Raw genomic sequence first — 14,078 nt, forward strand, 5'->3', positions numbered from 1 at the left:
TAAAGCGAGGGTTAACGAAATGCGGTTTACGGGTAAAAAAAGCCCCCTTCCAGGGAAGAGGGCTTTAAAAGGTTAGTTACCGCCGAACATGTCTTTAATCCAGCCCGCGACACCGTCGCTGTCTTTCTTCTCATTCTGCTGCTGCGGCTGTTGCTGCTGCGGCTGCTGTGGCTGAGAAGACTGGTCGAACGGGTTACCCGTTGGCTGTTCTGGCTGGCTTTGCTGGCACAGCGAGTCCGGATTTGCGGTCCAGACAGGCAGGGTACGCATCCCGCCGCCGCAGACGAAGTTACCGGAACTGTCCACACCCATATCGACGATGTCTTCCGGCGCAACCAGATTCAGCGGCACAGGGGACTGATTCGCCAGATAGCGCTGGTAAATCGACATCGCCCCGCTCGCACCGTACAGCTTGGTCGGCTGGTTGTTGTCGCGGCCTACCCAGGTAATCACCACTTCACGGCCATCGATACCGGCGAACCAGGTATCGACGTTGTTGTTGGTGGTCCCGGTTTTACCCGCCAGATGCAGACCCGGATACTTCGCCCCCAGCTGACGGCCGGTACCGCGCTGCACAACCTGCTGCATCGTCCACAGCGTCATATAGGCTGCCTGAGCAGGAACGGCACGTTCTGCCTGCGGGAAGCTCTGATACAGCACGGAGCCATCTTCGGCAATCACCGAACGCAGGGCAGACAGTGGCGCGCGGTTACCCCCGCTGGCAATGGTCTGGAACGCCTGCGCCACTTCGATCGGCGTCAGGTTAAGCGCACCGAGGATCATCGCGGGCACCGGATGCAGCTGATCTTTCGACACGCCGAGTTTCTGCCAGGTATCGACAATGGCCGGCAGGCCCAGCGACATCCCCAGGTTAACCGTTGGCACGTTCATGGAGCGCGTTAAAGCATCCACCAGCATGACCTGGCCGCTGAACTGTTTATCATCGTTCTGCGGTGACCAGACCTGGCCGTTAGGCTGACGCAGGGAGATCGGCGCATCCGCAATCCAGGTATTCAGGCGATACTGATTCGGCTGGCTCAGGGCAGTGAGATAGGTCGCAGGTTTTGCCAGAGAACCGATCGAGCGACGCGCCTGCATGGCACGGTTGTAGCCTGCAAACTGCGGCTCGGCACCGCCCACCATCGCGCGAACTTCGCCGGAGTTACGGTCAACCACCACCATCGCGGTTTCCAGATCGCTCAGCTTACGCTGTTTCTTCAGCGCCGGAATGCCTTCCACAGCCGCTTTCTCTGCCGCGTCCTGCGCTACGGAATCAAAGGTGGTGAAGATCTTCACGCCGGAGAGATCTTTGACCTTATCACCGAGCTTGCTTTGCAGCTCCTGACGCACCAGCTGCATAAACGCCGGCTGAGGCGAAATCACGCCACCGCGCGGCTGAACGCCGAGTGGCCGCGCGCTTAGCATGTCGTACAGCTCCTGGTCAATCACCTGCTGTTGTTGCAGCAGGCGCAGCACCAGGTTACGACGCTCCAGCGCCAGTTTCGGGTTACGCCACGGGTTATAAATAGACGCCCCTTTCACCATACCCACCAGCAGTGCCTGCTGGTCGAGGCTCAGCTCTTCCACCGGACGGCCAAAGTAGTACAGGCTCGCCAGCGGGAAGCCGCGGATTTCGTTATCGCCGCTCTGACCGAGATACACCTCGTTCATATACAGCTCAAGGATACGATCCTTGCTGTAACGCGCATCCATCAGGACGGCCATGTACGCTTCGTTAGCTTTACGCCAGTAAGAGCGTTCGCTGGAGAGGAACAGGTTCTTCACCAGCTGCTGGGTAAGGGTACTCGCGCCCTGCACGGTACGGCCCGCAGTGAGGTTAGCCAGTACCGCACGACCAATCGAGTAGAGGCTGATGCCATCGTGCTCGTAGAAGTGACGGTCTTCGGTTGCCAGCAGGGTGTCCACCAGCAGATCCGGGAAACCGTTACGCGCAACGAACAGACGCTGTTCGCCGTTTGCCGAGGAGAGCATGGTGATCAGACGGGGATCGAGACGGAAGAAACCGAACTGACGGTTGTTATCCATGTTCTCAATAATATCCAGACGATCGCCATCAAAGGTCAGACGCGCGCGCACCTGCCCCTCTTTGCTGTCCGGGAAATCAAACGGACGGCGGATCATCTCAATGCTATTTGCCTGCACGGTAAATTCGCCAGGGCGCGTCATTTTAGACACCTGACGATACTGGGTGGCTTCCAGCAGCTTCACCATCTCGTTCTTACTGATGGACATATCTGGCTCAAGGTTCACCATACGGCCATACACTGCCGCAGGTAGCTGCCAGACTTTACCGTCAATACGGCTGCGGATCTTTTGATCCAGATACACGCCGTAAATCGCCATCAGCACAACAAAAATAATAAACAGCTTCAGCAGCAGCCAGAACCAGCCGCGCTTGCCCCGAGGCTTACGCCCTTTGCCTTTCCCTTTACGCGGCATCGGTTCTTCATCCTCATAATCGTCTTCATAGTCATCGTCATAGTCCTCATCTCTGAGGCGACGACGGCTTACCTTTTCTTTCGCCGGACGCGTTGGTTTTCCCTTACGTCCTATTGGCTCGCGGTCATTCCCCGCCATGCTTTTTCTCCGCAACTTTCAGGCGCAAAGGCCCGATTCTCTTTTCTTCCACCGATCTGTGAAAGAAGAAATCTCTCAAAATAAACAGCAAGACTTTCCTGTCAGGAAAGTCTTTAGTGTTTTCTCCCTCTCCCCGTGGGAGAGGGCCGGGGTGGAGGGCATCAGGCCGCACTGTCCAGGCCGCACTCCCCTCTTCCCTGCATTACGAATACTTCTTCGTCCGCCGCGTCGGTGCCGTATTCGCCGGATCGTCCGGCCAGACGTGTTTGGGATAGCGCCCCTTCATCTCTTTTTGCACCTCACGGTAGCTTCCCGCCCAGAACGCTCCCAGATCGCGGGTGATCTGCAGCGGACGATGCGCAGGCGACAGGAGCTCAAGCACCATCGGAACGCGCCCTTCGGCAATAGACGGCGTGGTGGCCTCCCCAAACATCTCCTGCATCCGTACCGCCAGCGCCGGCGGATTATCCTCGTGATAACGAACGGCAATCCGGCTTCCGGTCGGCACAGTGTAATGCTCTGGCAGTTCACTATCCAGACGTTGACGTAATGACCAGTCGAGTAAATTCTGTAACGCGACCTTAACATCAAGCGCTTTCAGCGCCCGAAGCGAGTGAACGCCCTGCATTTGCGGCAGTAACCAGCGCTCCAGAGAGCCCAGCAATGTTTCATCATCCACCGCGGGCCAGGCATACTCCGGCAGCCAGCGCGCGGCACAGTGCAGGCGAAGACGATACTGTTCCGCCTCTGGCGACCAGTTCAGCACGCCGAGCCCTTTTTCCCGGATACCGTTCAGCATGGCCTGGTGCAGCTCTTCTTCCGACGGCTTCGCCAGCGGCTTCGTCCCGAGGGTCAGTTTACCTATCTGGCGACGACGAAATGCCTTCAGCGTACCCTGTGCATCATCCCACTCGACGATATCGGACTGCTGGAGCAACTGCGGACACGCGTGCGTCAGGGCGTCGATATCCACGGCAATCGCCTGCAAAATACGGGCATCCGGGGAATGACTTCCCTGCAGCAAGAGCGGCGCAATCAGCCACTCGTGACGCGTCAGGGCGTCATCGCTGTCCAGCATCGCCCCCATGCCGTTTGCCAGCTGATAGCGTCCGTCCAGCCCGCGCCGACGCGCAATCCGGTCCGGAAACGCCTGCGCCAGCAGCCATGGGATACTCTCACTGTCTGGCACGCCGCCGCGGCTGTTAAGGCGCTTACACAGCTGTTGCGCCCGCTGCTGCCAGTTCCCCTGACTGCGCGAAAAGGCCTGAGCCAGATCGCTACTGCCTCCGCGCGGCGGCTCCTCAAGGATAGCTGCCAGTTTCGCGGCCGTAGAAATTTCATCGTCTCCCTGCGCAGCCACCAGCATGGCGGCCAGGCGAGGCTCGTTTCCCAGCGCGGCCATTTTTTGCCCGCGGGATGACAACCGCTCGCCGTCAAGCGCTCCGAGCTGGGTCAGTAAAGCGCGCGCCGCGGCAAGGTTCACGCCCGGAGGAGGATTAAGCCAGGTCAGCTGAGCGGGTTCCGGGCAGCCCCACAGCAGCAGTTCCATCACCAGGCCGGACAAATCGCTTTGTAAAATTTCCGGTGTGCTTTGCTGCGCCGCGCGTTCAGCCTGCTCCGCGCTGGTCAAATGCAGACAAATACCCGGCTCAAGACGTCCCGCACGGCCCGCGCGCTGCACCATCGACGCCTGGCTAATGCGTTGCGTCAGGAGTTTCGTCAGCCCGGTACGCGGGTCAAAGCTTGCCACCCTCTCCTGCGCGCTATCCACCACCAGGCGAATACCTTCGATGGTCAAACTGGTTTCAGCAATATTGGTTGCCAGCACCACCTTGCGCTGACCCGCAGGCGCGGGAAGGATCGCTTTACGCTGCTCGGCCAGCGACAGCGCACCGTAGAGCGGGCAAAGCAGCACGTCGCGGCCTACGCGGGAGGCCAGCTGCTCCTGCACGCGCTGGATCTCGCCCACGCCGGGTAAAAACAGCAGCAGCGAACCGGATTCCTGACGCAGCAGCTCTGCGGTTGCCATGGCCACGGCCTCATCAAAACGCTGATGAGCCGGCAGCGGCTGATAACACCGCTTGACCGGGAACGCCCGCCCCTCCGAGCTAATTACCGGTGCGTGCGGTAACGCCTGCTGCAGCCGCTCGTTGTCCAGCGTAGCGGACATGATGAGCAGCCGAAGATCGTCGCGCAGCCCCTGCTGCACGTCCAGCAAGAGCGCCAGGGCCAGATCCGCCTGCAGGCTGCGCTCGTGGAATTCATCCAGGATCACCAGCCCGACGCCGGTCAGCTCCGGATCGTTTTGCAGCATGCGGGTGAGGATCCCCTCGGTCACGACCTCAAGCCGCGTGGAAGGCCCCACGCAGGTTTCCGCGCGCATGCGGTACCCCACGGTCTCTCCCGTTTTTTCGTCCAGCAGTTCCGCCAGGCGCTGTGCCACGTTGCGCGCCGCCAGCCTGCGCGGCTCCAGCAGGATAATTTTTCCGCCGATATTCCCGTCTTTCAGAATCTGTAGCGGCAGCCAGGTGGATTTACCGGCCCCCGTAGGGGCGTTTAGCAAAACCTGCGGGGCATGGCGTAAGGCAGCGAGAAGCTCAGGAAGGACAACGGCGACCGGCAATGAGGACACTAACAGCTCCAGAGGGTTAACATTAGTCGGCGTACATTGTAGCATCGGCGCATATCATTACCGAGTCCCCCGTATGCCTGAGTCGAAACGGCTGTTTTTTGCCATTGAATTGCCCACCACAATACAGCGTCAAATTGTTCGCTGGCGTGCTGAACACTTCCCGCCGGAAGCAGGCCGCCCCGTTGCGGCCGCTAACCTGCACCTGACGCTGGCCTTTTTGGGCGACGTCAGCGCCGAAAAACAGCGGGCACTAGCCGCCATGGCCGGGCGAATTTCCCAGCCGGAATTTACGCTGCACCTCGACGACGCGGGTCAGTGGCTGCGTTCGCGCGTGCTCTGGCTGGGGACCCGCCAGCCGCCGCGCGGACTATTGCAGCTGGCAAATATGCTGCGCGCACAGGCGGCACGCAGCGGCTGCTATCAGAGCCCGCAGCCGTTTCATCCGCACATCACGCTGCTGCGCGATGCCGGTCAGGCCGTTGCCATCCCGCCACCGGGTTTTCACTGGGCTTTTCCGGTCAATAAATTTGCGCTTTACGAATCCGTCTTTGCACAGGGACGCACCCGCTATACGCCGCTCCAGCGCTGGACGCTGGGCAACACCGAAAGGAATTCTGATGAAGTTTGATCCTCCCCTGCAACACGCCACGCTGGTCCAACGCTACAAACGCTTCCTTGCCGACGTGATCACGCCCGAAGGCGTACCGCTCACCCTGCACTGCCCCAACACGGGTGCCATGACGGGGTGTGCGACGCCGGGTGACAGAGTCTGGTATTCCACTTCAGAAAATACTAAACGCAAATATGCGCATACCTGGGAAATGACAGAAACGCAAAACGGGGCATTTATTTGCGTTAACACCCTGCGCGCGAATCAATTAGTTAAGGAAGCCCTGACATTTGGTACCCTTCCCGAACTGGTGGGTTATGGCACGCATAAAAGCGAAGTGAAGTATGGCGATGAAGGCAGCAGAATTGACTTCATGTTACAGGCGGAAGACAGGCCTGAGTGCTATATTGAAGTAAAATCAGTGACGTTAGCGGAACAGGAAAATGGCTACTTCCCGGATGCGGTAACGCTACGTGGCCAGAAGCATCTGCGAGAGCTAATGAGTGTTGCGGCGGCGGGCAAACGCGCCGTATTGCTGTTTGCGGTATTGCATTCAGCCATTGAACGTTTCTCCCCTGCCCGCCATATTGATCCTAAATACGCGCAATTGTTGAATGAGGCACAAAAGCAGGGGGTAGAGGTTTTAGCTTATAAAGCGGAACTTTCTGCCGATAATATGACTCTGAGATCCTCTCTTCCCATTGTCTTATAAGGGATTAGACGATTGATGATTAAGTGTTCTGGCCGCGTGCGCAAATACGCTTTTCCTCACAGGCTTGTCAAGTGTTACGTTTAGATAATTGCCATCCGGAAAAGCATCTGCTATTTATAGCGACCTGATTTTTCCCCCGACACGGGGATCGATAGTGCGTGTTAAGGAGAAGCAACATGCAAGAAGGGCAAAACCGTAAAACATCGTCCCTGAGTATTCTCGCCATCGCTGGGGTGGAGCCGTATCAAGAGAAGCCGGGCGAAGAGTATATGAACGAAGCCCAGCTGTCGCACTTCAGGCGTATTCTTGAAGCATGGCGTAATCAACTCAGGGATGAAGTCGATCGCACCGTTACTCATATGCAGGATGAAGCTGCTAACTTCCCGGACCCGGTAGACCGTGCCGCTCAGGAAGAAGAGTTCAGCCTCGAACTGCGTAACCGTGACCGCGAACGCAAACTGATCAAAAAAATCGAGAAAACGCTGAAAAAAGTCGAAGACGAAGATTTTGGCTACTGCGAATCCTGCGGTGTTGAAATTGGTATTCGTCGCCTGGAAGCGCGTCCAACCGCCGATCTGTGCATCGACTGTAAAACGCTGGCCGAAATCCGCGAAAAACAGATGGCCGGTTAACACCAGCGCTGTTTACACACTCCAAAGGCGGGAGTCTCTCCCGCCTTGTTACTGTTGATATGTCTGAATCACACTATATTGGGCGCTTCGCGCCATCTCCTTCCGGTGAATTACACTTCGGCTCATTAATTGCCGCGCTCGGCAGCTACCTGCAGGCTCGCGCCAGCCAGGGCAAATGGCTCGTTCGCATTGAAGATATTGACCCTCCGCGTGAAGTTCCCGGTGCAGCAGAATCCATTCTGCGTCAGCTGGAACATTACGGTCTTCACTGGGATGACGAGATTCTCTGGCAGTCAAAACGTCACGACGCTTATCGGGAACGCCTGGCCTGGCTTAGCGCTCAGGGGCTTTCCTATAACTGCACCTGCACTCGCGCGCGTATTCAGAGCGTGGGAGGGGTCTATGACGGTCACTGCCGCACGCTGAATCTTCCCCCGGAAAATGCCGCCGTACGTATCAAGCAGCGCTCCCCGGTGACGCGCTTTAACGATTTACTCTCCGGTGAAATCCTCGCCGATGAGCGTCTTGCACGCGAGGATTTTATTATTCACCGCCGTGACGGCCTGTTCGCCTACAACCTGGCCGTGGTGGTGGACGATCATTTTCAGGGCGTGACGGAAATCGTGCGCGGCGCGGACCTGGTTGAGCCTACCGTGCGACAAATATCGCTTTATCACCAGTTTGGCTGGACGGCACCGGATTACATTCATCTGCCGCTGGCGGTCAACGAGCAGGGCTGTAAGCTGTCGAAGCAGAACCACGCCCCTGCCCTGCCAGAGGGCGATCCGCGCCCTGTTTTGATCGACGCGCTGCGATTTCTCAACCAGAATGTAACCAACGAATGGCAGGATCTGCGTATTGACGAACTGCTGAAAATGGCAACGGCTCACTGGACGCTCACAGCGGTGCCAAAAATCCAGCATTCTCAAATGCGTTGCGCTGAGCTATGATTAGCCGCTTTTTTCATAACAAAACACACTACGAGGTGTACCATTTTTACCCGAGTCGCTAATTTTTGCCGTAAAGTGCTAAGCCGCGAAGAGAGCATGGCGAACGATGCTATTGCACAGCCACACATGTCGGTTATTCCGCGTGAGCAGCACACGATTTCCCGCAAAGATATCAGTGAAAATGCCCTCAAGGTGCTCTATCGTCTGAATAAAGCGGGCTACGAGGCCTATCTCGTGGGCGGTGGAGTGCGTGATTTACTGCTGGGCAAAAAACCGAAAGATTTCGACGTGACGACCAGCGCCACGCCCGATCAGGTGCGCAAATTATTCCGCAACTGCCGTCTTGTTGGTCGCCGTTTCCGCCTGGCTCACGTGATGTTTGGACCGGAAATTATTGAAGTGGCGACCTTCCGCGGCCACCACGAAGCTGGCGCATCCGATCGCACCACGTCACAGCGCGGCCAGAACGGTATGCTGCTGCGCGATAATATCTTCGGCTCTATTGAAGAAGACGCCCAGCGTCGCGACTTCACCATCAACAGCCTTTATTACAGCGTGGCGGATTTCACCGTGCGCGATTACGTCGGCGGCATGCAGGATCTGAAAGAGGGTCTGATTCGCCTGATTGGCACGCCGGAAACGCGCTACCGGGAAGATCCCGTGCGTATGCTGCGCGCCGTGCGTTTCGCCGCCAAGCTGAATATGCGCATCAGCCCGGAAACGGCAGAGCCGATTCCGCGTCTGGCGACGCTTATCAACGACGTTCCGCCTGCCCGCCTGTTTGAAGAGGCGCTGAAGCTGCTGCAGGCCGGCCACGGCTTTGAAACTTATAATCTGCTGCGTGAATACAACCTGTTCCAGCCGCTGTTCCCGACCATTACCCGCTACTTCACCGAAAGCGGTGACAGCCCAATGGAGCGGATGATTGCGCAGGTGCTGAAAAATACTGATACCCGCATTCGCAACGACATGCGCGTGAACCCGGCGTTCCTGTTTGCGGCAATGTTCTGGTATCCGCTGCTGGAAACGGCCCAGCGAATTACCCAGGAGAGCGGGCTCGCCTATTATGATGCCTTCGCGCTGGCCGCAAACGACGTGCTGGACGAAGGATGCCGTACGCTGGCGATCCCGAAACGAATTACCACGCTGGTGCGCGACATCTGGCAGCTTCAGCTGCGTATGTCGCGTCGCCAGGGCAAGCGCGCCTGGAAGCTGATGGAGCATCCGAAGTTCCGCGCCGCGTTCGACCTGCTGTCGCTGCGTGCTGAAATCGAAAGGAACCAGGAGCTGCAGCGTCTGACGCAGTGGTGGGCCGAATTCCAGGTTTCCGCACCGCCAGAGCAGAAAGATATGCTTACCGGGCTGGACGAAGAGCCTGAACCGCGTCGCCGCCACCGTCGTCCGCGCAAACGCGCGCCGCGTCGTGAAGGTACTGCATGACCCTCGCGTATATCGCCATCGGCAGCAATTTAGCCTCTCCGCTGGAGCAGGTGAATGCTGCCGTTCAGGCGCTGGGTGAGATCCCCCAGAGCCGGGTCGTCGCGGTCTCCTCTTTCTACCGCACGCCGCCGCTGGGCCCGCAGGATCAGCCTGATTATCTCAATGCCGCCGTAGTGCTGGAAACCGCTCTGGATGCCGAAACGCTGCTGGACAATACCCAGCGCATCGAACTGCAGCAGGGCCGCGTACGCAAAGCCGAACGCTGGGGACCGCGCACGCTGGACCTCGACATTATGCTGTTCGGACACGAGACCATTACCACTGAACGGCTCACCGTTCCGCATTACGACATGAAAAATCGCGGTTTTATGCTGTGGCCGCTGTTTGAAGTCGCCCCCGATCTCACCTTCCCGGACGGCATTCCGCTCAGGGACATTCTGGACAAACTCCACGCGGAAAAACCCGCTCGCTGGTAAGCCAGTTCTTCTGCCCATTAGCCATGAAATAATTGTGGCTAATAGACTATCTAAAATCATTGTTCCCTCGAATGTTACTGTTAGAATGCGCAAAGATTCGCTTTTGGGCTATCAGGAAACAGTATGAAACCAACCACCATCTCCTTACTGCAGAAATGCAAACAGGAAAAAAAACGCTTCGCCACCATCACCGCGTATGACTACAGCTTCGCCAAACTCTTTGCCGAAGAGGGTATCAACGTCATGCTGGTCGGTGATTCGTTAGGGATGACGGTACAAGGACATGATTCCACCCTCCCGGTTACGGTTGAGGATATCGCTTACCATACCCGCGCCGTGCGCCGCGGCGCGCCTGCCTGCCTGCTGCTTTCCGATCTGCCTTTTATGGCCTACGCCACGCCAGAGCAGGCCTTCGACAATGCGGCAGCGGTCATGCGCGCCGGGGCCAATATGGTCAAAATCGAAGGCGGAGCCTGGCTGGTGGAGACGGTGAGAATGCTCACCGAGCGCGCCGTGCCGGTGTGCGGCCATTTGGGCCTGACGCCGCAGTCCGTCAACATCTTTGGCGGGTATAAGGTGCAGGGCCGCGGTGACGCAGCCCAGACGCTGTTTGATGATGCCCTGGCGCTGGAAGCCGCAGGCGCACAGCTGCTGGTGCTGGAGTGCGTTCCGGTTGAACTGGCGAAACGCATCACCGACGCGCTGTCGATTCCGGTGATTGGCATTGGTGCTGGCAACGTGACCGACGGCCAGATTCTGGTGATGCACGACGCCTTTGGCATCACCGGCGGGCATATCCCGAAGTTTGCCAAAAATTTCCTCACTGAAGCGGGCGACATGCGCGCCGCGGTCAGGCAGTATATTGCCGACGTTGAATCCGGTGTTTACCCGGGTGAAGAACACAGTTTCCATTAAGGAGTCTCGTTGTGCTTATCATTGAAACCCTGCCGCTGCTTCGCCAGCATATCCGTCGCGCGCGTCAGGAAGGTAAACGTATTGCACTCGTCCCGACCATGGGCAACCTGCATGACGGCCATATGAAACTGGTCGACGAAGCGAAAGCCCGTGCGGATATCGTGGTGGTCAGTATCTTCGTTAACCCTATGCAGTTTGACCGCGCCGATGACCTGGCGCGCTATCCGCGTACCCTGCAGGAAGATTGCGAGAAGCTGAAAAAACGCCATGCGGACATCGTCTTCTCTCCGGCACCGGCGGACGTGTATCCTCAGGGGACGGAAGAGGCAACCTACGTTGACGTACCGGGCATTTCTACCATGCTCGAAGGTGCCAGCCGCCCGGGCCACTTCCGTGGCGTATCCACCATCGTCAGCAAGCTGTTCAACCTGGTACAGCCGGACGTCGCGTGCTTTGGTGAGAAAGATTTCCAGCAGCTGGCGCTAATCCGCAAGATGGTGGCGGATATGGGTTACGATATTGAGATCGTCGGCGTACCGATTGTACGCGCCAAAGACGGGCTGGCGCTCAGCTCCCGTAATGGCTATCTGACCGCTGACCAGCGTAAAATCGCCCCGGGCTTAAGCAAGGTCATGAATACGATGGCGGAGCAGCTTCTGGCCAAAGAGCTGACCGCCGAAGAGATCGTCGCCCTCGCCGAACAGGCGCTGAACGATAAAGGCCTTCGCGCTGACGACGTACAAATTCGTGATGCTGATACGCTGCTGGAATTGACTGAAACCAGCAAACGCGCAGTGATCCTGGTAGCGGCATGGCTTGGCCAGGCTCGTCTGATTGATAATAAAGTGGTTGAGCTGGCGTAGTTCTCGCCTCTGATAATTAAAGGTAAACGTAATGATTCGCAAAATGCTGCAAGGTAAGCTTCACCGTGTGAAAGTCACTCAGGCCGACCTGCACTATGAAGGCTCCTGCGCCATCGATCAGGATTTCCTTGATGCTGCGGGCATCCTTGAAAACGAAGCGATTGATATCTGGAACGTCAACAACGGCAAACGTTTCTCAACCTACGCCATTGCTGCCGAGCGCGGGTCTAAAATCATCTCCGTTAACGGCGCGGCTGCGCACTGCGCGGACGTGGGCGACATCGTGATTATCGCCAGCTTCGTGATGATGTCTGATGAAGAAGCGCGCCGCTGGCAGCCTAAAGTCGCCTACTTTGAAGGTGACAACGACATGAAACGTACCGCGAAGGCGATTCCGGTGCAGGTTGCTTGATTCCGACGAGGAGCGGGCCCTGCAGGGTCCGCTTCTTTCAAGAATAAATACTCCTCTCTTACCATTGTAAATAGAATAATCCCGTATTTATTTATCCTTTTCTCCTCTCTCACTGAGTTTCTCTTTTGAAAAAGTCATTTCCCTGAATGATACATTTCAGAGAATGATCTTTGCCATTTATAATTTAATCGCACCAAACATATTTTAGCACGACAATTAACTTCATCATCCCGCTCCTTTAACAGCTTTTTAAGATCATTTTCAATAAGTTATCTAATATTCACTTTTTCTAATAAAGTGTTTTAGCAATTTTAAATACCCAATCCATACACAGAACCCTATCATCATTTGGCTTAAATCAAATCAGTAAAACGTATTTTAAATGGAATTTTATTTATGTTAAAAAAAACGTTGTTAGCTTCAGCTGTAACATTATTTGCAATGGGTTCTTTTTCTGCAGTCGCTGATACCGATCTGGGGTTAATCACCTTTGATGGTGCAGTCACTGACACAACATGTAATATCTCCACCTCTAACGGTGAAGCGCAAAATAATATTACCATCACCTTACCGGTAGTTAAAAAATCTGAAGTTGAATCAACAACCGTTGATACCGGCGTCGGCTCTAAGAATTTTGAATTACTGCTGACTAATTGCCCTGCCGCATTGAACACGGCTTCAGCAAGCTTTATGTCAAAAAATATGGGCGCTATCGCAAACGGTACCATTGAACCAGACGCAGGCGTAGCAGGCTCAGCGACAAACGTCGCGCTTGCTCTGTTCAACAATGCCCCAACCGTTACCTCCCGCATTATGGTAGGCCAGCCTGACAACAATACTCAGAAAGCCAGCCTGACAGCCGGATCCGGTAAGCTGTTCTACCGCGTGGCTTATGTTCCAGGTTCTAACTGGGTGAAAGACACCAGCCCTGTACAGTCAGGTAAAGTCAGCGCCAACGCTTACTTCACCATGAGCTACGAATAAGTTTTATCCGTCCAGTCAATGTGCCCTGTTGGGCACATTTTTCGTATCATATGAGATTATCCATGCATCTACTCAAAATAAAGAGCGGATTAAAAACCCTGCTGCTGGCCTCAGTGAGCATTTTTTCTTTTAACGCCAGTGCAGATATTGTGATATCTGGTACCCGCGTCATTTATCCTGAATCAGCAAAAGACGTAACGGTGTCGATGGATAACCGTGGCAACCGTCCGTTACTGGTTCAAACCTGGCTTGACGACGGAAGAGATACTACCAATCCTCAAGAGCTGAAACTGCCTTTTATTGTTACGCCGCCCGTTTCCCGTGTTGAACCGCAAAAAGGGCAAACCGTCAGAATCACCTGGCTTGGTCAGGCTTTGCCAAAAGATAAAGAATCCCTGTTCTGGTTCAACGTGCTGGAAGTACCGCCTAAGGCTAAAGATAGCGATAATCAAAGCATGCTTCAGCTTGCTTTCCGAACGCGCATTAAACTGTTTTTCCGGCCAACCGGCTTGAAAGGAGAACCGACCGACGCGGCCAAAAATCTTAAATGGACTCAAACCCGACAAGACCAAAAAATCGTTTTAAGTGCGAAAAACGACTCACCTTATTATGTTTCACTGGCAAGCGCGACGCTTATTTCAGGCGGTAAAAGCTACGATATTGAAACGCATTATATTGAACCGTTCTCAAGCCAGACAATGAATGTGAAAAATTACAACGCATCTGGAAACAGCAAAATAACATGGCAAGCCATCAATGATTTCGGTGGAATTGATAAGTATGAGTTTATACAGAACTGATTCCATATCTGCTCACAATCATTCGTAAGAATTATAATTCGACTTGCTCTGGGA

13 protein-coding genes are annotated in these 14,078 nt (G+C 55.6%); 11 read left to right on the forward strand and 2 right to left on the reverse strand.

All coding sequences use genetic code 11. The features are described 5' to 3' along the window. Positions 1 to 72 precede the first annotated feature (72 nt). Together mrcB and hrpB are read right to left on the reverse strand one after the other, a co-directional pair. The gene (gene mrcB, locus AC3WOK_RS13725; protein WP_059311943.1) at positions 73 to 2,598 is read right to left on the reverse strand and encodes a bifunctional glycosyl transferase/transpeptidase; all 2,526 of its coding nucleotides are present in this window, start codon (positions 2,596 to 2,598) and stop codon (positions 73 to 75) included. A gap of 202 nt (positions 2,599 to 2,800) precedes the next feature. Next, positions 2,801 to 5,230: an ATP-dependent helicase HrpB gene (gene hrpB, locus AC3WOK_RS13730; protein ID WP_447855119.1), complete on the reverse strand. Its 2,430-nt coding sequence runs from the start codon at positions 5,228 to 5,230 to the stop codon at positions 2,801 to 2,803. Positions 5,231 to 5,303: 73 nt separating this feature from the next. On the opposite strand from hrpB, the gene thpR reads away from it, so the two are divergent. The 11 genes from thpR to AC3WOK_RS13785 all read left to right on the forward strand — a co-directional run bounded on the left by thpR (position 5,304) and on the right by AC3WOK_RS13785 (position 14,024). Next, positions 5,304 to 5,858, forward strand: coding sequence for an RNA 2',3'-cyclic phosphodiesterase (gene thpR, locus AC3WOK_RS13735; RefSeq protein WP_059311945.1), 555 nt, complete (start codon positions 5,304 to 5,306; stop codon positions 5,856 to 5,858). Continuing rightward, positions 5,848 to 6,552 (forward strand): DNA/RNA nuclease SfsA, encoded by a 705-nt coding sequence (gene sfsA / locus AC3WOK_RS13740; protein WP_447855118.1) that lies wholly within the window; start codon positions 5,848 to 5,850, stop codon positions 6,550 to 6,552. Before thpR ends, sfsA begins: the two co-directional genes overlap by 11 nt. Positions 6,553 to 6,728: 176 nt before the next feature. Then, positions 6,729 to 7,184: an RNA polymerase-binding protein DksA gene (gene dksA / locus AC3WOK_RS13745; RefSeq protein ID WP_003829221.1), complete on the forward strand. Its 456-nt coding sequence runs from the start codon at positions 6,729 to 6,731 to the stop codon at positions 7,182 to 7,184. Positions 7,185 to 7,243: 59 nt separating this feature from the next. After that, a complete protein-coding gene (gluQRS, locus tag AC3WOK_RS13750) occupies positions 7,244 to 8,134 on the forward strand; it encodes a tRNA glutamyl-Q(34) synthetase GluQRS (RefSeq protein ID WP_063957493.1) in 891 nt (296 codons plus the stop codon). A gap of 42 nt (positions 8,135 to 8,176) precedes the next feature. Next, the gene (pcnB, locus tag AC3WOK_RS13755; protein ID WP_072250697.1) at positions 8,177 to 9,574 is read left to right on the forward strand and encodes a polynucleotide adenylyltransferase PcnB; all 1,398 of its coding nucleotides are present in this window, start codon (positions 8,177 to 8,179) and stop codon (positions 9,572 to 9,574) included. After that, entirely contained in the window at positions 9,571 to 10,050 is a 480-nt protein-coding gene (gene folK, locus AC3WOK_RS13760; RefSeq protein ID WP_059311949.1) for a 2-amino-4-hydroxy-6-hydroxymethyldihydropteridine diphosphokinase, read from the forward strand. Before pcnB ends, folK begins: the two co-directional genes overlap by 4 nt. A gap of 123 nt (positions 10,051 to 10,173) precedes the next feature. Continuing rightward, entirely contained in the window at positions 10,174 to 10,965 is a 792-nt protein-coding gene (gene panB / locus AC3WOK_RS13765) for a 3-methyl-2-oxobutanoate hydroxymethyltransferase (protein ID WP_492354677.1), read from the forward strand. A gap of 11 nt (positions 10,966 to 10,976) precedes the next feature. Beyond that, positions 10,977 to 11,828: a pantoate--beta-alanine ligase gene (gene panC / locus AC3WOK_RS13770; protein WP_492354678.1), complete on the forward strand. Its 852-nt coding sequence runs from the start codon at positions 10,977 to 10,979 to the stop codon at positions 11,826 to 11,828. A gap of 31 nt (positions 11,829 to 11,859) precedes the next feature. Continuing rightward, positions 11,860 to 12,240: an aspartate 1-decarboxylase gene (gene panD, locus AC3WOK_RS13775; RefSeq protein ID WP_006810068.1), complete on the forward strand. Its 381-nt coding sequence runs from the start codon at positions 11,860 to 11,862 to the stop codon at positions 12,238 to 12,240. A gap of 396 nt (positions 12,241 to 12,636) precedes the next feature. Further along, positions 12,637 to 13,224, forward strand: a complete 588-nt coding sequence (locus AC3WOK_RS13780; RefSeq protein ID WP_059310657.1) for a fimbrial protein — start codon at positions 12,637 to 12,639, stop codon at positions 13,222 to 13,224. A 62-nt stretch (positions 13,225 to 13,286) separates the two neighbouring features. Next, positions 13,287 to 14,024 (forward strand): fimbrial chaperone, encoded by a 738-nt coding sequence (locus tag AC3WOK_RS13785; RefSeq protein WP_059310656.1) that lies wholly within the window; start codon positions 13,287 to 13,289, stop codon positions 14,022 to 14,024. Positions 14,025 to 14,078 lie beyond the last annotated feature (54 nt).

It is taken from the genome of Enterobacter sp. FW301-JW81 (genome assembly GCF_058788735.1).

Bases quoted from the DNA above. Each gene is read 5' to 3' on its own strand.
- mrcB (WP_059311943.1), bottom strand. From the start codon at position 2,598: ATGGCGGGGAATGACCGCGAGCCAATAGGACGTAAGGGAAAACCAACG.
- panB (WP_492354677.1), top strand. From the start codon at position 10,174: ATGAAACCAACCACCATCTCCTTACTGCAGAAATGCAAACAGGAAAAA.
- sfsA (WP_447855118.1), top strand. From the start codon at position 5,848: ATGAAGTTTGATCCTCCCCTGCAACACGCCACGCTGGTCCAACGCTAC.
- panD (WP_006810068.1), top strand. From the start codon at position 11,860: ATGATTCGCAAAATGCTGCAAGGTAAGCTTCACCGTGTGAAAGTCACT.
- dksA (WP_003829221.1), top strand. From the start codon at position 6,729: ATGCAAGAAGGGCAAAACCGTAAAACATCGTCCCTGAGTATTCTCGCC.
- AC3WOK_RS13780 (WP_059310657.1), top strand. From the start codon at position 12,637: ATGTTAAAAAAAACGTTGTTAGCTTCAGCTGTAACATTATTTGCAATG.
- gluQRS (WP_063957493.1), top strand. From the start codon at position 7,244: ATGTCTGAATCACACTATATTGGGCGCTTCGCGCCATCTCCTTCCGGT.
- folK (WP_059311949.1), top strand. From the start codon at position 9,571: ATGACCCTCGCGTATATCGCCATCGGCAGCAATTTAGCCTCTCCGCTG.
- AC3WOK_RS13785 (WP_059310656.1), top strand. From the start codon at position 13,287: ATGCATCTACTCAAAATAAAGAGCGGATTAAAAACCCTGCTGCTGGCC.
- thpR (WP_059311945.1), top strand. From the start codon at position 5,304: ATGCCTGAGTCGAAACGGCTGTTTTTTGCCATTGAATTGCCCACCACA.